Annotated in this window: 18 protein-coding genes; 9 read left to right on the top strand and 9 right to left on the bottom strand. The window is 60.2% G+C overall.

Features of this window, described 5'->3' with window-relative positions; all coding sequences use genetic code 11:
* Positions 1 to 15 precede the first annotated feature (15 nt).
* The 4 genes from EL18_RS02985 (at position 16) to EL18_RS02970 (ending at position 2,643) form a co-directional block, all read left to right on the top strand.
* Complete coding sequence (locus EL18_RS02985) at positions 16 to 786, top strand: GntR family transcriptional regulator (protein WP_152552943.1); 771 nt, start codon at positions 16 to 18, stop codon at positions 784 to 786.
* Positions 787 to 818: 32 nt separating this feature from the next.
* A complete protein-coding gene (locus tag EL18_RS02980) occupies positions 819 to 1,724 on the top strand; it encodes an NAD(P)-dependent oxidoreductase (protein WP_036479640.1) in 906 nt (301 codons plus the stop codon).
* A gap of 86 nt (positions 1,725 to 1,810) precedes the next feature.
* Positions 1,811 to 2,248, top strand: coding sequence for a YqaA family protein (locus EL18_RS02975; protein WP_036479637.1), 438 nt, complete (start codon positions 1,811 to 1,813; stop codon positions 2,246 to 2,248).
* 101 nt (positions 2,249 to 2,349) lie between these two features.
* Positions 2,350 to 2,643 (top strand): HlyU family transcriptional regulator, encoded by a 294-nt coding sequence (locus EL18_RS02970; RefSeq protein ID WP_036479634.1) that lies wholly within the window; start codon positions 2,350 to 2,352, stop codon positions 2,641 to 2,643.
* A gap of 89 nt (positions 2,644 to 2,732) precedes the next feature.
* Here the strand turns inward: EL18_RS02970 and EL18_RS02965 are convergent, their stop codons facing one another.
* The 3 genes from EL18_RS02965 to EL18_RS02955 form a co-directional block, all read right to left on the bottom strand.
* Positions 2,733 to 3,170, bottom strand: a complete 438-nt coding sequence (locus EL18_RS02965) for an FKBP-type peptidyl-prolyl cis-trans isomerase (protein WP_036479632.1) — start codon at positions 3,168 to 3,170, stop codon at positions 2,733 to 2,735.
* Between the two features lie 158 nt (positions 3,171 to 3,328).
* A complete protein-coding gene (locus EL18_RS02960) occupies positions 3,329 to 4,603 on the bottom strand; it encodes an RNA polymerase sigma factor (protein ID WP_036479629.1) in 1,275 nt (424 codons plus the stop codon).
* Complete coding sequence (locus tag EL18_RS02955; RefSeq protein WP_036479626.1) at positions 4,604 to 4,987, bottom strand: YciI family protein; 384 nt, start codon at positions 4,985 to 4,987, stop codon at positions 4,604 to 4,606.
* 138 nt (positions 4,988 to 5,125) lie between these two features.
* On the opposite strand from EL18_RS02955, the gene pyrC reads away from it, so the two are divergent.
* Complete coding sequence (gene pyrC, locus EL18_RS02950) at positions 5,126 to 6,166, top strand: dihydroorotase (protein WP_036479623.1); 1,041 nt, start codon at positions 5,126 to 5,128, stop codon at positions 6,164 to 6,166.
* Positions 6,167 to 6,196: 30 nt separating this feature from the next.
* Complete coding sequence (locus EL18_RS02945; RefSeq protein ID WP_036479620.1) at positions 6,197 to 6,898, top strand: orotate phosphoribosyltransferase; 702 nt, start codon at positions 6,197 to 6,199, stop codon at positions 6,896 to 6,898.
* Between the two features lie 3 nt (positions 6,899 to 6,901).
* Here the strand turns inward: EL18_RS02945 and EL18_RS02940 are convergent, their stop codons facing one another.
* Together EL18_RS02940 and EL18_RS02935 are read right to left on the bottom strand one after the other, a co-directional pair.
* Positions 6,902 to 7,321 (bottom strand): secondary thiamine-phosphate synthase enzyme YjbQ, encoded by a 420-nt coding sequence (locus tag EL18_RS02940; RefSeq protein ID WP_036479618.1) that lies wholly within the window; start codon positions 7,319 to 7,321, stop codon positions 6,902 to 6,904.
* Positions 7,322 to 7,446: 125 nt separating this feature from the next.
* Positions 7,447 to 7,857, bottom strand: a complete 411-nt coding sequence (locus EL18_RS02935; protein ID WP_036483838.1) for a VOC family protein — start codon at positions 7,855 to 7,857, stop codon at positions 7,447 to 7,449.
* A 70-nt stretch (positions 7,858 to 7,927) separates the two neighbouring features.
* On the opposite strand from EL18_RS02935, the gene EL18_RS02930 reads away from it, so the two are divergent.
* Positions 7,928 to 8,515: a TetR/AcrR family transcriptional regulator gene (locus EL18_RS02930; RefSeq protein ID WP_036483835.1), complete on the top strand. Its 588-nt coding sequence runs from the start codon at positions 7,928 to 7,930 to the stop codon at positions 8,513 to 8,515.
* Between the two features lie 13 nt (positions 8,516 to 8,528).
* Here EL18_RS02930 and EL18_RS02925 read toward each other — a convergent pair whose 3' ends face one another.
* Positions 8,529 to 9,242, bottom strand: a complete 714-nt coding sequence (locus EL18_RS02925; RefSeq protein ID WP_036479616.1) for a winged helix-turn-helix transcriptional regulator — start codon at positions 9,240 to 9,242, stop codon at positions 8,529 to 8,531.
* Between the two features lie 65 nt (positions 9,243 to 9,307).
* Between EL18_RS02925 and EL18_RS02920 the strand changes: the two genes are divergently transcribed.
* The gene (locus tag EL18_RS02920; RefSeq protein WP_036479614.1) at positions 9,308 to 9,715 is read left to right on the top strand and encodes a VOC family protein; all 408 of its coding nucleotides are present in this window, start codon (positions 9,308 to 9,310) and stop codon (positions 9,713 to 9,715) included.
* Between the two features lie 72 nt (positions 9,716 to 9,787).
* On the opposite strand, the gene rpoD is transcribed toward EL18_RS02920, so the two are convergent.
* Together rpoD and dnaG are read right to left on the bottom strand one after the other, a co-directional pair.
* Entirely contained in the window at positions 9,788 to 11,782 is a 1,995-nt protein-coding gene (gene rpoD, locus EL18_RS02915; protein WP_036479611.1) for an RNA polymerase sigma factor RpoD, read from the bottom strand.
* A gap of 319 nt (positions 11,783 to 12,101) precedes the next feature.
* The gene (dnaG, locus tag EL18_RS02910; protein ID WP_036479609.1) at positions 12,102 to 14,021 is read right to left on the bottom strand and encodes a DNA primase; all 1,920 of its coding nucleotides are present in this window, start codon (positions 14,019 to 14,021) and stop codon (positions 12,102 to 12,104) included.
* A 199-nt stretch (positions 14,022 to 14,220) separates the two neighbouring features.
* On the opposite strand from dnaG, the gene EL18_RS02905 reads away from it, so the two are divergent.
* Positions 14,221 to 16,581, top strand: a complete 2,361-nt coding sequence (locus EL18_RS02905; RefSeq protein WP_036479607.1) for a bifunctional diguanylate cyclase/phosphodiesterase — start codon at positions 14,221 to 14,223, stop codon at positions 16,579 to 16,581.
* Between the two features lie 78 nt (positions 16,582 to 16,659).
* On the opposite strand, the gene EL18_RS02900 is transcribed toward EL18_RS02905, so the two are convergent.
* Positions 16,660 to 17,109 (bottom strand): GatB/YqeY domain-containing protein, encoded by a 450-nt coding sequence (locus EL18_RS02900; RefSeq protein ID WP_036483833.1) that lies wholly within the window; start codon positions 17,107 to 17,109, stop codon positions 16,660 to 16,662.
* Between the last annotated feature and the right edge of the window lie 292 nt (positions 17,110 to 17,401).

Raw genomic sequence — 17,401 nt, 5'->3', positions numbered from 1 at the left:
GCAAGGAGCGTGCGGATGGCCAGCAGCGAGAAACCCACCCGGTTCAGTTCGTCCCGACAGGCCGCCATGGGCGGTGAGGCGGCCACGCGTTCAGGTCCGGCTGCACGTGACCGGCCAAGTCCTCCGCCCAACAACCGCCTGCCTGCGCGCGAGCGCGCCTATCACGACCTGAAATTCCGGATATTGGAAGGCCGCCTGCCCCCCGGCACCAGCCTTCTGGAAACGGAAGTGGCCAATCTTCTTTCGATGAGCCGCACGCCGGTGCGTGAAGCGCTCATCAAGCTGGAAGAGGAAGGCCTGGTCGATGTGCGCCCGCGCCACGGAATCACGGTGCGCGCGCTCAGTCCTGAAGAACTGGAGGAAATCTGCGAGGTCTTCTCGACGCTTGAGGTCAAGGCCGCGCAGCTTCTTGCACGCCGTGGTCTGAGCGAAGAGGAATATGCGCGGCTCGACAATCTCCTGAATCAGATGGAACGCGCCACGCAGAAGCCGGACATTGACCGCTGGTCGCAGCTCGACAACGCCTTCCATTCCGAGATCGTGGCGCTTTGCGGCAATGCGCGGCTGCAATCCATGCTGCGCCAGCTTTGGGATCAGCAATATCGCGTACGCACGGCCATTGCTCCCCTGCGGCCACTCCCGGTCGATTCCGACAAGGAGCACCGCGCAATTCTCGACGCGATCCGCAAGGGTGACGAAGCGGAGGCTGCACGCTGCCACCAGTTCCATCGCGAACGTGCAGACCGCGAAGCGCTCGCACTGCTGCGCAATCCGCGCAGCGCCTGAATACCAACACACCCGCCCAGGGAGGCATCCTCATGAAGAACATCACCCTTATCGGCACGGGCATCATGGGTGCGCCGATGGCGCGCAATATCGCGAAAGCCGGTTTTTCGGTTACCGTGTGGAACAGGACGCGTGAAAAGGCCGAAAAACTCGGCGATGTCGCGAAAGTCGCAGACGATCCACGCAAGGCCGTCGAGAATGCCGATGCCGTTCTCACCATGGTCGATAATTCGGCCATCGTCACCGAGATCTATTTCGGCAAGAACGGCGTTGCCGACGCTGCGCCTGACGGCGCGCTCTTCATCGACATGTCTTCCATCCAGCCGGCCGTCGCGCGCGACCATGCCGCAGAGCTTGAGCGCAACGGCCGTCGGCACATCGACGCACCTGTTTCCGGCGGCGAAAAGGGCGCGATTGCCGGAACCCTTGCCATTATGGCGGGAGCCGACAGAGCGGATTTCGAGCCTGCCGAGCCCCTGCTCAAATCCATGGGCAATCCGACCCATGTCGGTGGCCACGGGGCAGGCCAGATGGCCAAGCTTGCCAATCAGGTCATCGTTGCTGTCACCATCGGCGCAGTCGCCGAAGCACTTCTTCTGGCCGAAAAGGGCGGCTGCGACCCCACTGCGGTTCGCGATGCGCTGATGGGTGGTTTTGCGACTTCACAAATTCTCACCGCTCACGGCCAGCGCATGATCGAGCGCGACTTCCGCCCCGGTGGCCCGTCGGCCCTTCAGTTGAAGGATCTGGAGAACGCACTCGAAGCCGCACGCAACGCAGGCCTGAAGCTGCCGCTCACAGAGCAGGCGCGCGACGCGTTTCATACCCTCGTCAACTTCATGGACATGCCCCGTCACGACCATTCCGCCTATCTGCTCTGGCTGGAAGCCATGAACGGCAAATGCATGGGCTCGGGCGAGACAAAGGCGCCTGCATGAAGCTGGCGCAGATCAAGGCACTCCACTTGCATGCGATCTGTCGCTATTGGTGGTGCACAGCGCCACCAACCGACTGATCGCATCGCTTGAATACCGTCCTCGCCCTTGGCAGCCTGTTCCTGATTTCCTTCGCGGCAGCCACGATACTGCCCGCACAGTCCGAAGCCGTTCTGGCAGGAATGTATGTCGCTGGCCACCCACTCGTCGCTCTCGTGATCGTGGCCAGCATCGGCAACACGCTCGGGGCAGTCGTGAACTGGATCCTTGGCCGCGCCATCGAGAACTACCGGCACAAGAGCTGGTTTCCGGTCTCACCTGCGGCACTGGACAAGGCGTCCAGATGGTATCACCGTTGGGGCCGCTGGAGCCTTCTTCTCTCCTGGGCGCCCCTCGGCGGAGACGCCCTGACCGTGGCAGCCGGCGTGCTGCGCGAACCTCTCTGGTCATTTACGATCCTCGTCGCCATTGCAAAAACCGGTCGCTACATCGTGCTTGCGGCTCTGCTGAGCGGCTTCGTTGGATGATCGGAGTAATCCACCGGTTGCTCGATCCATGGACTTCGACCGTCCCGCCCGCTATCCCATGACAGAAACAGCATTCGCATCAGCCTTGAAGGAGAGTTCTCATGTCATTCTGGAAGAAGCTGTTTGGCGGCGGCGGCGACAGCGGCAGCGCACCTGCTCCGACGGCACATGGCGAAGCGGTTGAGCACAAGGGCTTCACCATCCAGCCTGCTCCCTACAAGGAAGGCTCGGAATATCAGACCTGTGCAATCATTTCGAAAGAGATTGGCGGCGAGGTGAAGGAGCACCGGATGATCCGGGCTGACCGTTTCCCCTCCGTTGACCTTGCGTGTGAGCAGGCTCTGCGCAAGGCACGTCAAACCATCGATGAACAGGGCGAAGCGATCTTTCGCTAAGAAGGGAGCCGCGATCCGATGAGCGGCACCTGAGGAGACTGCCGGGAAGCCCTGAACCTCCCGGTCAGCATCTTGTTCAAAGCTGCCGATCAGGCAGCAGCAACGATCTCGACGAGTTCAACGTCGAAGACCAGATCGTGACCGGCCAGCGGATGATTGGCATCCACGGTCACATCATCATCGCTCATGCCGACAACGGTCAGCGGAATCTGGCGGCCTTCCGGAGTGGTAGCCTGAAGACTTGCGCCCATCTTCAGATCCAGGTCAGCGGGAAAAGCGCTGCGCGGCACGGTCTGAACCTGACGCTCGTCGCGCGGACCATAGGCCTCATCTGCAGGCACGGTGACAGTGGCCTTGTCGCCTTCGTTCATGCCCTCGATCTGCTTTTCGAGGCCGGGGATGATCTGTCCGCCGCCAACCTGAAACTGCAGCGGGTCCCGGCCTTCTGAGGAATCGAACTGCGTGCCGTCCTCAAGGCGGCCCGTATAGTGTACGCGTACGGTATCGCCGCTTTTTGCCTGGCCCATCTCAAACTCTCAATCGTTCCTGGGGTGGTTGTCGGGTGCTGGCACATTTTGGCCGCGCACCATCGAATGGCCGCTCAAAAGCAGCCTCCCTCACAGGGTAGGCCCTCAAAATGTGATGTAAACCCCGCCAGCTGCGATTTTTACCCGCCAGATAAGCTTCACTCGGCGGAAACCGGGCGCTTCCGCTTCTTCGCCATCGCCTCCAGCCCGTCCAGTCTTTCGCGGATATGTCGGGCTTCAGCCGGCGTACGTGCCAGCGCGATCGCCCGGTTGAATGCCTCGCGGGCTGCATCCTTCTGCCCAAGCTCCTGCAGCAAGGCGCCACGCACACCGTGAGAATAAAAATAACGCGCCAGCTCGTCCTCCACGGGCTCAAGCAGCATCAGAGCCGTTTCAGCATCATTGGCTTTGAATACCGCGACCGCACGGTTCAACCTGACAACCGGCGACGGCTGGACTGCCTCAAGGCGCTCATAGAGCAAGGCAATTCCGCGCCAGTCCGTGTCCTCGGCCCTCTTGGCACTTGCATGAAGTGCGGCAATCGCCGCCTGCAACTGGTAAAAACCTGCCGCACGATGGCGGGCCGCCTTCTCCACCAGCGCGATGCCTTCCGTGATCAGCCCGGTGTGCCACAAACTGCGGTCCTGATCCTCCAGAAGAATGATGCCGCCGGCAGCATCCAGCCTGGCAGGCATGCGCGCATGGGTTAGAAGCATCAGGGCGAGCAGTCCCATTATCTCCGGATCGGAGGGAAACAGGCGCAGCAACAATCGCCCGAGCCTGATGGCTTCATCGCATAGACTTTTGCGGATATGGCTCTCGCCCCCGCTGGCGGAATACCCCTCGTTGAAGATCAGATAGATCATCGCCGCGACCGCCGACAAACGCTTTGCCCGCTCAATCGCGTCCGGCGCTTCGAAGGGAATATTGGCAGCCATCACCTTGCGCTTTGCGCGTGTAATGCGCTGCTCGATGGTCTTTTCCTTCGCAAGAAAGGCTGCCGCAATTTCCGCCACGCTCAACCCGGAGACGATGCGCAATGCCAGCGCCACCTGCTGTGCTGCGACCAGGTCCGGATGCGCGCATATAAACATCAGCCGAAGGATGTCATCGCGGTAGTCCGCCTCGTCCATCTGCTCGACCACTGCGGCTTCGTGATCTTCAATATCCGACAGCACGTCTTCCGCAGGCAATGCCACATGCCGCGTCTGGCGCCGCAGGCCATCAACTGCCGCATTGCGTCCCACAAAAACCAGCCAGCCGACCGGATCGCGCGGCGGTCCTTTCCGTGGCCAGTTGTGCACGGCTCGCAGACACGCTTCCTGATAAGCTTCCTCGGCGAGGTCCAGATCACGGAAATAGCGCAGGAGCGCGGCCATCGCCCGCGGCCTGGCCCCGGTCAGCATGTTGGCGATGGCGAAAGCGTCGCTCACCTAGCCGATCTCCTTGTCCGAAGGGAGCATACCCTGGCGAAAGACCCGCAACGGCCGCACCTCGAAAGCCCCGCCCTCGCCCCGCTTCATCTCGCGCGCAAGTTCGATGGCCTCCTCGAGCGCGTCGCATTCCACGACATAAAGTCCAAGAAGCTGCTCTTTCGTTTCGGCAAAAGGCCCATCAAGGACGAGTTCTCCGCTTGCTGAACTGCGGATCGTCGTCGCGCCGGTCGTCGGCACAAGCCGCAATACCGGTCCCATCTGCTCCGGTCGCAAACGATCCTTCGCCACCGCACCACGCTTGGCAACGACCGCTTGATCCTGTTCGGCACTCCACGATTCCACCTCTGCCTCGTCGTGATAGCAAAGCACCGCATAAAGCATTGCGTTCTCCTTCTCCTCCTGAAGACGCGCGATGATGCACCGAACCGACAGCGCGTACGAGAATTTTCGTGGGATGCCTGCGCGCCCGGGCGTCTGTCGTCTTGCGCCCTGCGCCAAACCGTTTATGTCTCTCAACTCATGAACAAGCTCGAGATCGCAAAGCCGGACGACTGGCATCTGCATCTGCGCGACGGCGCGGTGCTTGAAGCTGTTGCTCCCCATTCCGCCGCCCATTTTGCCCGCGCCATCATAATGCCCAATCTGGTGCCGCCTGTCGTCACCACGACAGATGCAATCGCCTACCGCGAACGCATCATGGCAGCCCTTCCCGGTGACACGGGCTTCAAGCCCCTGATGACTCTTTACCTGACCGAAGCGACAGAACCCGCTGATGTTGAAGCAGGTTTCCGCGATGGGGTCATCACCGCCGTCAAACTCTACCCCGCCGGTGCCACCACAAATTCCCAGAGCGGCGTGCGCGATATCGAAAAGGTCATGCCCGTACTTGAGCGCATGGCCGATATCGGCCTGCCGCTTTGTGTCCATGGCGAAGTGACCGACAGCGAAATCGACATATTCGACCGCGAGGCTGTCTTCATCGAGCGCGTGCTTTCTCCCCTGCGCAAGCGCCTGCCGGAACTGAAGATCGTGATGGAGCACATCACGACAAAGGACGGAGTGGACTTCGCGCGTTCGCAGGACGAGCGCGTCGGCGCGACCATCACCACGCACCATCTCATCATCAACCGAAATGCAATCCTGGCCGGCGGCATTCGCCCGCATTACTACTGCCTGCCGGTCGCCAAACGCGAACTGCACCGCCTGGCGCTGCGTGAGGCGGCAACATCCGGTGAGGCACGATTCTTCTTAGGCACGGATTCCGCACCGCATCTCGACCCGCTGAAGGAAAGCGCCTGCGGCTGTGCCGGTGTCTTCTCCGCACCCAACACAATGGCCTGCCTCGCCCATGTCTTCGAGGAAGAAGACGCGCTCGACAAGCTCGAGGCCTTCACCTCGCTCAATGGCCCGGCTTTTTACGGCCTGACGCCCAATCGCGAGCGCATCACCCTCATCCGCGAGGATGAGCCGGTGGACTACCCATCAGGCGTGATGGCGGGCAGTGACCGCATTACCGTCTTCGACCCCATGTTCCCGCTTCACTGGCGCGTGGCCGAATAGCGCGCAACCAAGAGACAGAAAGCCAAGCCCATGTTCGCCAACACCTTTCCGGACAAGGAATTCATCGCCGAAACGGTCGCCCGCATGCTGCTCGAGATCGAGGCCGTGCATTTCCGCGCCGATGAGCCCTACACATTCACCTCCGGCATTGCGAGCCCGGTCTATATCGACTGTCGCAAGCTGATTTCCTATCCGCGCATCCGCTCGGCCATCATGGACTTCGCCGCCTCCACCGTGTTGCGAAAGGCCGGCTTCGAGCAGTTCGACGCCGTTGCCGGTGGCGAAACGGCCGGCATCCCCTTCGCAGCCTGGCTGTCCGACCGCTTGTCGCTGCCGATGCTCTATGTGCGCAAGAAGCCGAAAGGCTTTGGCCGCGATGCCCAAATCGAAGGCAATCTGGCCGATGGCGCACGCGTTCTGCTCGTGGAAGACCTGACCACCGATGGCGGCTCAAAGGTGAAGTTCGCCGAAGCCATCCGCAAGGCTGGCGCCGAAGTCACCGACACCTTCGCCGTCTTCTACTACGACATCTTCCCAGACACGCCCGACCGCCTGCAGAAAGCCGGCATGCGCCTGCACTATCTGACCACCTGGTGGGACGTGCTCAATGTCTGTCGCAAGGAAGGCCGCTTTGACGAGAACACGCTCAACGAAGTCGAGAAATTCCTGAAGGAACCACTCAAATGGTCCGCCGAAAATGGTGGCATCTCGGAACTGCCAAGCCGGGATTGAGGCTCAGGATAGCATCAGCACCACTTCGCGGTTATGCGGGTGGTCGCGGTGTTCAAAGAGATAGATGCCCTGCCAGGTGCCTAGCGCCATTTCTCCGTCGATGATGGGTATGCCGATCGAGGTCTGCGTCAGCGCGGCCTTGATATGGGCCGGCATGTCATCCGGCCCTTCCAGCCGATGGACGACCCAATCCATTTTCGGATCACTGGACGGCGGCACGAGGCGGTGGAAGAACACCATCAGGTCACGCTGCACGTCTGAATCGGCATTTTCCTGGATGATCAGCGAACAGGATGTGTGACGTACGAAGACGGTGAGCAGGCCGGTATCCACCCCACTCTCCCGAACGAACGCATTCACGCGATCGGTAAATTCGTAAAGCCCCTGCCCTGATGTCTGAAATCTGATTGTCTTGTGCTGCATGCCCGCAGCTTGCGCGATGACTGCGGCCTGTCAAGGTCGGCAGGCTGCTCTGTGCCTGCAAGGGTTAAGGTGCAGGACGTTGCGGCCTGGATTACCGCGCTCTACCATCCGACCAGCACGCTCCCTCAGCCCAGATACTGCGCCTTGAACGCCTCGCTTGGCTCGATGGGCGTGATCACGTCGATCAGCACGCCATTGGGGTCTTTCGTGATGAAGTGCCGCTGTCCGAACTCCTCGTCGCGCAGCGTCAGAAGCATCGGCAGACCGGCCTTTTTCAACCGCTCATATTCGACGCGCGCATCCTCCACCTCGAAATTGATCAGCACACCTGAACTGCGCCCGCGCCCCTCCTCCGGAATGGTGGCATGATCACCGGCAAGAATGGCGAGATTGACATTCTCGTCACTCTCCGACTGCAGATGCACATACCAGTCCGAGGTGAATATCTCCCTGAAGCCGAAATGTGTTCGATAGAACGTGGCAGTGTCTGTCACATCATCCACCATCAGAACGGGGTAGTAGCTGGTCGTTTTCATGCCTTGCTCCTTGCGCTCAAAAAAAGATACAGTCTGCATGTATCTGAATAAAAACATACAGGCTGCATGTATGCAAGAGAAAAGCAGGCGCACGAACAGGCAGCGCAGCGAGGCCACCCGCAAGGCACTGCTTGAAGCCGCGCGCGAACTGTTCTTGGAGAAAGGCTTTGCCGCTACGGGCACGCCCGAAATCGTGGCGCGGGCACAGGTTACCCGCGGCGCGCTCTACCATCACTTCGATGACAAGGCCGCGATCTTCACCGCCGTGATCGAGCAGGAGGCGAAAGCCATAGCCGAGGCAATCGAAGCGGCCACACCGCCTTCCCTTCCCCCGCTGGAAGCGCTGCTCGCGGGCGGCAAGGCCTATCTGCAGGCCATGCAGGACAAAGGCCGCGCCCGCCTCGTACTCTTGGAAGGTCCGACCGTTCTTGGCCGCGGACGCCTAGAGGAGATCGACGCGCAAAACGGCAACCGCACATTGGCAGAAGGCCTTCAGGCGGCCATGGATGCAGGTCTGATCAGAAAGCTGCCGCTAGGCCCGCTCACCGCCCAACTCGGCGCAGGCTTCGACCAGGCTGCACTGGCGGTGGAGAGCGGCGGAAGCATTGATGAGCAGATGGAAGTGCTGGAGGCGCTGATCACGGGGCTGCGGAAATAGCACGCCGTGTGATCTACGCGCCCTTGCCGGCAGCAACCTTGCTCCCATCCCATCCCACCTTGGGCGGCAGAGCGAACGCCGAGGCGAAGCGGTGAAACGCCGCGCGCTCACCATCGATCCGCACGCCCTCGCGCTCCAGATCCTCCAGCGGTCGGATGCCATAGACGGCCGAAGCCAGCTGACCCGGTGTCCCGCAAAGTCTTGCTTGCGCGGACGCATCCACACCGGCATCGAAGCCGAGCGCGCCTTTGGAAATCGTGAAGCTGTAGGCCGTTTTATCGGTTGAGAAAGCAATCTTCGCCTCCACCGACTCTGCCTGCGACGGCAGGAACATCGCCCTGAACGACATCACCATGCCAACAGCGCTTAGAGGTTGCGACACATCCTGGAAAGGAGATCGCGCACCCCACCGGCCAAGCGCCACGATAACCGACTCTGCCTCCCTGCCCCATTCCGTCAGCTCGTAAACCTGCACGGATGCAGGAGGGGCAAGCTTGCGCCGTTGAACGACGCCAACGGTTTCAAGCCATTTCAGCCGCTGCGTCAGCACATTCGCGCTGATGCCCGGCAGGCTCTCGCGCAGATCGGCGAAACGCCGTGGCCCCAGAAGCATTTCGCGGATCACGAGCAAGGCCCAGCGCTCGCCGATGAGGTCCAACGCGTGAGCCGTTCCGCAGGCATCCGGGTAACAGCGCCTGTCACCATCAGTTATTTTTTCTAACTTCATGGTTGCTAATTCTAACTTTCAATGTCTCAATGGCAAGCACGCATTACCCCTCAAGGAGATTTTCCATGAAAGTGCTTGCTAATATCGATTTCGACGGAGACTGCCGCGAAGCGTTCACGAGCTATGCCGAAATTGTTGGCGGCGAAATCAAGGCCATGATCAGCCATCGCGATATGCCGGGCATGGCAGGCGATGTGCAGGAAGACCAGAAGGACCGCATCATCCACGCATGGATCGATATCGGCGATCAGGCGCTGATGGGGCAGGACATGCAGGATTTTTCAGGTCGCAAGGGCATGGGCGTTACTGTTGCCGCCGATACGAAGGATGAAGCCAAGCGCATTTTTGACGCATTGGCAGATGGCGGCAGCGTACAGATCCCCTTTGGCGAACAGCCATGGTCGAAAGGCTTCGGTCTGCTGAACGACCGCTGGGGCGTGACCTGGGTGATCGACACCGCTGACGCTGCTTGATGACAGAGTCTGGACCGAGAAAGAAAAGGCCCGGCATTGCCGGGCCTTTTGCAATCTGATGCCGTGAACCGCTCAGCTGTCCAGGAAGCTGCGCAGCTTGCGCGAGCGGCTTGGATGCTTGAGCTTGCGAAGCGCCTTGGCTTCGATCTGGCGGATACGTTCGCGCGTCACCGAGAACTGCTGGCCGACTTCTTCCAGCGTGTGGTCGGTATTCATGCCGATGCCGAAGCGCATGCGCAGCACGCGCTCCTCACGCGGCGTCAGCGATGCCAGAACGCGTGTGGTCGTCTCGCGCAGATTGGCCTGGATCGCCGCATCGATCGGCAGAACCGCCATCTTGTCCTCGATGAAATCGCCAAGATGTGAGTCCTCCTCGTCGCCCACAGGCGTTTCGAGCGAGATCGGCTCCTTGGCGATCTTGAGAACCTTGCGCACCTTCTCAAGCGGCATGGCCAGCTTCTCGGCCAGCTCTTCCGGCGTCGGCTCGCGGCCGATCTCGTGAAGCATCTGGCGCGAGGTGCGCACGATCTTGTTGATCGTCTCGATCATGTGAACCGGGATACGGATCGTGCGGGCCTGATCCGCGATGGAACGCGTGATCGCCTGCCTGATCCACCAGGTCGCATAGGTGGAGAACTTGTAGCCGCGGCGATACTCGAACTTGTCCACGGCCTTCATCAGGCCGATATTGCCTTCCTGGATGAGATCCAGGAACTGCAAACCGCGGTTCGTGTATTTCTTCGCGATGGAAATCACGAGGCGCAGATTTGCCTCGACCATTTCCTTCTTCGCGATTGCCGCTTCGCGCTCACCCTTCTGGACCTGGTTCACGATCTTGCGGAACTCGCCGATGGAGATCGCGGTCTCCTGAGCGAGATTCTGAATCTCGGAGCGCAGACCTTCGATCGTACCAGCTTCCTTGGCGGAGAATTCCTTCCAGCCCTTGCCGGGCAGGTTGGCAACATTCTCTGCCCAGTTCGGATCAAGCTCGGAACCCTGATAGTGCTTGAGGAAATCCTCGCGCTTCACGCCATAGCTTTCGGCCAGACGCAGCAGGCGGCCTTCATTCTGCACAAGGCGCTTGTTGATGTCATAAAGCTGCTCGACCAGCGTCTCGATGCGCTGATTGTTGAGCGAAAGCGACTTCACCGACTTGATGAGCTCGTCTTTCAGCTGCTTGTAGCGCTTCTTCTGGCTGTCGGAGAGGCTGTCGCCATCGGCCAGTGAAGACTCCACATGCTGATCCTGCAGCTTGCGCAGCTTCTTGTAGGTGTCGGCGATGAAGTCGAGCGTTTCCATGACGGCCGGCTTGAGCTCGGCTTCCATGGCTGCCAGAGACAGATTTGCCTCGTCTTCCTCGTCATCCTCTTCTTCAGGCTGACCTTCGCCGCCAACATTGGTCACATCGTCACTGCGCGCGCGGCGAGACTTGTCCTCTGCAGGCTTGGCCTCTTCTTCCTCGCGCTGCACCACCGGTGCCTGCTTGGCTTCCGGACCCGCATAGGTGGCTTCCAGATCGATGATCTCACGCAGAAGGATCTTGCCTTCATTGAGCTCGTCGCGCCAGATGATGATGGCCTGGAAGGTCAGAGGGCTTTCGCAAAGCCCGGCAATCATCGTCTCGCGACCAGCCTCAATGCGCTTGGCGATGGCGATTTCGCCTTCGCGCGACAGAAGCTCCACCGAACCCATCTCGCGCAGATACATGCGCACAGGGTCGTCGGTGCGGTCGGTCGGCTCTTTCTTCTGGGTGGTCTGGACAGCAGTGCCGGTCTGTTCGGCAAGCTCGGTGGAGTCCTCACCGCTGTCGCGGTCGGCTTCCTCGCCGGCTTCCTCATCTTCGACAACATTGATGCCCATATCGGACAACATCGCCATCGTGTCCTCGATCTGCTCGGAGGACACCTGACCGGACGGCAGAACCGAATTCAGTTCGTCCATCGTCACATAGCCGCGCTTCTTGGCGGCCTTGATCATCTTCTTGACTGCGTCGTCGGAAAGGTCGAGCAGCGGGCCGTCAGCGCCCTCGCGTTCGGTTTCGACCTCTTCCTTCTCTTTTGTCGCCATGCCTTGTCTTCTCCAACCGGCCGGGTACGGGATCACATCTGGTGTCCCACAGCCTGATTCGCGCGTTACTCAGGCCTTAGCCGCCTCCACGTTAAAGCCCGATTAACCCTGTTATCTATGGCAGGCCTCAAGACCCGTCCATGAAGCGCTGACTGCACTTCGAGGGCGTGCACACCGCCCTTCCATCTCGAATCGATCCTGATTCCGTTTATTGTCACAAAGGTCAAGCGGCTGTGCCATGATTCGCCCCAAAAAAGCGAATCACTCTTCACTTTCGCCCGGACCGTGGCATCGTCCGGTCCGCATTTATCGAAAAATACTAGCGACCGGTGCGTCCAGAAAGTTGACCGAAGCCTTCAATCAGCGCTTCGGTAGCCTGCACGTTTCTCAACTCGGCCTGTATTTCAACGAGATGACGATAGTTCTCTTCCGTCGGTTCGTTTGCCAGCGCCATTTCTGCAGCTTTCAGCTCCTTATGTAAGAAGCTCGCCGAATGGTGCAAGTGCAGGGCCTGGAGAAAGGCTTCGCGCGCATCTTCGTCTGCCGCATCGGCGAGTGCCGGCCACTGGCGAGCACGCCGGGCAAGCACTTCCGCCTGCTCCACGATCTGGTCGAGACCACTGGCGGCAAGCGCCTTTATCATCTCGTCCCGTTCCGCCGGAACGTCATGAGCGACGGCATCCAGAATTCCCGCACGCAAACGTGCCAGATCCCGGCTTGTAAGATCGAGCCGTTCGAGCGCATCGAAGAATTCATCTATGAGTGCCGGATGATTGACCATCGTCAGAACGAGCACCGCCTCGCGTACAGGCATTGTTGCACCGGCCTTGCGCACCAGCGCTGACCTGGCAAGGCTCTCGCTCATCGGCAGACGACCTGCCTGCGCGCCCTTGCCGCCCGCACCGCCACGCCCATTGCCATAGCGGTCCTTGCCACCCTTGCGCTGATCGCGGTTGGAACCGAAGAAATGGAGAACCTTCTCGCGCAGCGCCTGCGCATAGTGGCGTCGCACATTCTCGTCGCGGATGCGCCCGGAAAGCTCGCGCATGATCTGTTCAAGTTCGGCGCGCCTTTCGGGCGTGTCGAAAACACGGCCATTTGTTTCGCGCATCCAGAGGAGATCGGCCAGCGGGCGCGCCTGTCCCAAAAGCGCGTCAAAGGCTCCCCTGCCCTCCGCCTTTACCAGATCGTCGGGGTCCTGCCCCTCCGGCAACAACGCAAAGCGCAGCGTGCGCCCCGCCTGCACCATGGGTAAGGCCAGATCGGCGGCACGATAGGCGGCCCGCACACCAGCTTCGTCGCCGTCGAAGCAAAGTACCGGCTCCCCCGACATGCGCCACAAAAGCTCAAGCTGGTTCTCGGTCAGCGCGGTGCCGAGCGGTGCAACGGCATTTTCGATACCTGCCTGCGCCAGCGCGATCACATCCATATAGCCTTCAACGGCAATGACCGGCTCGCCCTTGGCGGTGGCCCGGCGCGCGCGTGCGTGATTGTAAAGCACATTGCCCTTGTGAAAGAGCTCGGTGTCCGGCGAATTCATGTATTTCGCAGGCACATCGGGCGAAAGCGCCCTGCCACCGAAGGCGATCACGCGCCCGCGCGTATCCTCGATGGGAAACATGATGCGCCCGCGAAACCAGTCATAGGAGACCGGAATATCGGGCCCGTGCCGCACCAGCCCGCAAGCTTCGATCTGTTCGGGCGCTACGCCTTTCTGCGTCAGATGGTTTTTCAGCGCATTCCGGCTGTCAGGCGCAAATCCTAAGCCAAATGCCTGCTGTGTGGCAGGCGACAGCCCACGCGAACGCAGATAGGCACGCGCTTCGGCCCCTTCCGGCCCCTGCAGCTTCTCACGAAAAAACTCCGCGGCCATGGCCATGACATCGGTCAGGCTGGCACGTTCCTTTTCCCGCTTTTCTGCCTGCGGATCACGCGCGGGCATCGGCACGCCGGCCATTTCCGCCACGCGCTCTACGGCTTCGGGAAAGCCCATTCCGTCAAGTTCGGTCAGAAACCTGAAGTGGTCGCCGGAGACCCCGCAACCAAAGCAGTGATACCGCCCCTTGCGGTCTTCACAGTGAAAGCTTGGCGTGTTCTCGCCATGAAAGGGGCAACAGGCCCAGAAATCTCCACGAGCGGCATTGGTCTTGCGCTTGTCGAACGTCACGCGCTGCCCGACCACCTGCGAAATCGGCACGCGATCGCGTATCTCGTCCAGGAATGAAGGCGGGAAGCGCATGGAAGTTCTGTTCTCCTACGCCTGTCCTATACCCTCGTTTGAAGCCTCCCGCGACCGGCAAGGCAGATCATTCTCATTATCCACAGCTCCGGCAGGGTAAACGCGGCGTCACCTGGCCTTTAACGCCTTGTTCAAAACATGAGTCTAAACGCCCACATTCAAAGAAACTTTTATAACAATTTTATCTGAGCGGGCGACAATGCTGACGGTCTATAATTGCATCGTGAACGAACATAATCTCTGGCTGGTGCTTCTTGCCGGAGCAATCTGCCTCATCGCCTCCATGAATGCAGTCAGCCTGCTGCGCCACACCCGCAAGGCCAGGAGCATGATGCGGCTGGCTTGGATCGCCATTTGCGGCACCTCCTTCGGCTTCGGTATATGGGCAACTCATTTCATCGCAATGCTCGCCTATTCTCCCAGCATCCCAAGCGCCTATGACGTGCCGCTCACTGCGGGATCCCTCTTGATTGCAGTGGCGGCATCCGCGTTGGGCTTTGCGACGGCAACCGGCGGCATGACCCGCGATCATCATCTGGTCGGCGGTGCCATCACTGGCGCAGGCATCGCTGCCATGCATTACACTGGCATGGCGGCATTTGAAGTGCAGGGACGTTTCGTCTGGGATCAGCGCCTCATCGCCGCCTCGCTTGTTCTGGGCGTCACGCTCGGCGCGATCGCCACCCATATCGTTTTGCGCAAAAGCTCCAAGCGCAGCCGCAGCGCGGCTCTTGGCGCCCTCACCTTCACGCTCGCCATCTGCTCCATGCATTTCACCGGCATGGGCGCGATTTCGATCGTTCCCGATGGTTCCGTTGCTATTTCCCCAAGCTCCATCCCGGCGGAATTGCTCGCCGCAGGTGTCGCAGTGGCCGCATTCACGATCCTGGCACTGACAGCCGTTGCACTTTGGCTCGACATCCGCGACGCACGCCGGGTGCAGATGGAGGAAAACCGCATGCGCGGCCTGGCCAATGCAGCCGTTGAAGGCCTTCTGGTGTGCAACGGGACCGAAATCGTGACCGCCAACAATGCGTTCGGCACCCTGTCAGGCCGCGACAACGAAGCACTTCTGGGCATGCATTACACCGATCTCCTAGGAGAGCTGGTGCAGGTCGCCGAGGCAGAACAGGGCCAGGAACCAATCTTTGAAACCCTGCTGAACCACGCTGATGGAACCAAGCGTCCGGTCGAGATCATTCTGCGCTCGATCGACTATTTCGGCCGCCCGCACCGCGCCGTTGCGGTACGCGACATTCGCGAGCGAAAGGCAGCCGAAGACAACATCCGCAAGCTTGCCATGAACGACACGCTGACGGGCCTGCCCAACCGCCGCAGCTTCAATGCGCGGCTGGAAGAGGTCATGGCCTCGAACCCGCAGGGCCGTTCCGTGGCGGTTTTGTGCATGGACCTCGACCGCTTCAAGGAAGTCAATGATCTGTTCGGCCATGCTGCCGGCGACGCCATGCTGTGCAAGGTGGCTGCGTGCGTGGAGAGTGTGCTTGGGGAAAACCAGCTCGTCGCGCGGCTGGGCGGCGACGAATTCGCCATCATCGCTCCAGGAATTGCAACGGCCAATGATGCGGGCCGGCTGGCCGAAAAGATACTGGAGGCTTTCCGCGAGGCCAATCGCAGTGCCACCAGCGAGGGCCTGATGTCGACAAGCATCGGCATTGCGCTTTTCCCGCAGGATGCCGAAGATCAGGAAACGCTCATCAATTATGCGGATACAGCGCTTTATCGTGCGAAGTCCGAAGGCCGCGACACCTACCGCCTCTATGATCACGAGATGGGTCAGGAAGCCCGCGCACGCCGGATCATGGAACACGAGCTGCGCCATGCAGTTTCGCGCAATGAATTCAGCCTCGTCTACCAGCCGCAGAAGAAGATCGATACCGGTGAAACCATCGGCTACGAAGCCTTGCTGCGCTGGAAGCACCCCGAACGCGGCAATGTCTCGCCCGGCATCTTCATTCCGGTGGCCGAGGAAAGTGGCGCGATCGTTCAGATCGGTGAATGGGTCCTTCAGGAAGCCTGCCGGACTGCTGCAAAGTGGAACGAAGCGCTTACAGTTGCGGTGAATGTCTCGCCCGTTCAGCTTCACAGCCCGCATTTTGCACTGACCGTTCACCAGATCCTGCTCAATACGGGCCTGGCACCGCAGCGCCTCGAGCTTGAGATCACCGAGACCGCGTTGGTCCGCGACATGCACCGCGCCCTGGCAACGCTGCGTCAGCTAAAGGGTATCGGCGTGCGTGTGGCGATGGATGATTTCGGCACGGGCTACTCGTCGCTCTCCAACTTGCGTGCCTTCCCCTTCGACAAGATCAAGATCGATGGCTCCTTCATCCGACAGGTCGACACGAACCAGCAGGCAGCAACCATCGTGAAGGCGGTTCTGGGCATCGGCCGCGGCCTCGGCCTGCCCGTCCTCGCCGAAGGCGTGGAGACCTCAGGTGAATTGAAATTCCTCGCCGGCGAGTTCTGCCAGATCGGTCAGGGCTACTTCCTTGGAAGGCCGGCACCTTTGGAAAGCATTGAGAACGAAGTCGCGGCCTGATCCCACCGGACGCGCACTCAGAAACGAAAAATCCGGCTCTCGAAGCCGGATTTTTTCTTTGCGGGGATCCCGGATCTATCAGCGCAGCATGTTTTTCACGATACCGCTGGCCTTGCCCACATCCATGCGCCCGGGAAGCTTCTCCTTCAGCGCATTCATGCAACGGCCCATATCGCGCAGCCCGCCCGCGCCAACCTCGTTGACCACTTCGGCACAGACCTGCTTCAGTGCATCTTCGTCAAGCTGCTTGGGCAGAAACTCGGCAATGATGCCGATTTCCTCGCGCTCATGCTCGGCAAGTTCAAGCCGGTTGCCTTCTTCGAAACCCTTGGCCGATTCCTTGCGCTGCTTGATCATGCGCATGAGAATCTCCGTGATTTCCTCATCGCTGACGGGATCCTTGCCCGCACCACGATTGGCGACATCGCGGTCCTTTATTGCAGTCTGGATCAGGCGCAGCGTTGAAATGCGCCTCTTGTCCTCGCTCTTGACCGCTTCTTTCAACGCCTGAGCGATTTGCTCGCGCATGGCATTCATCTCCCGTCACAGCCGCGAAGATACCGCTGACTGCCATTAGAGGCAAACCGTTTCTGGTTCATTTAAGTGGCTGTAATTCTTTGCTTATGTACTCGTCCAACATTCTGCCCGGATCAATTGACCGCAAGTTGACCTTCGTCTATTGTCCGCGCCCTGCATGGACATGAATGAAACGCGCTTCACCGGCCTCAGGTTGCCTGCTACCGGGTTGAAGGCGCGAGCCCGCGGCGCCATATGGCTTGTTGCGGTGCAAAATTCAAGCCCGGCACCGGCTGCGCGCATT

This window comes from Nitratireductor basaltis, from assembly GCF_000733725.1.
Taxonomy (GTDB): Bacteria; Pseudomonadota; Alphaproteobacteria; order Rhizobiales; family Rhizobiaceae; genus Chelativorans; species Chelativorans basaltis.
Note: the sequence above shows the minus strand (reverse complement) of the source record. Positions and strands in the feature narration are given on the sequence as shown.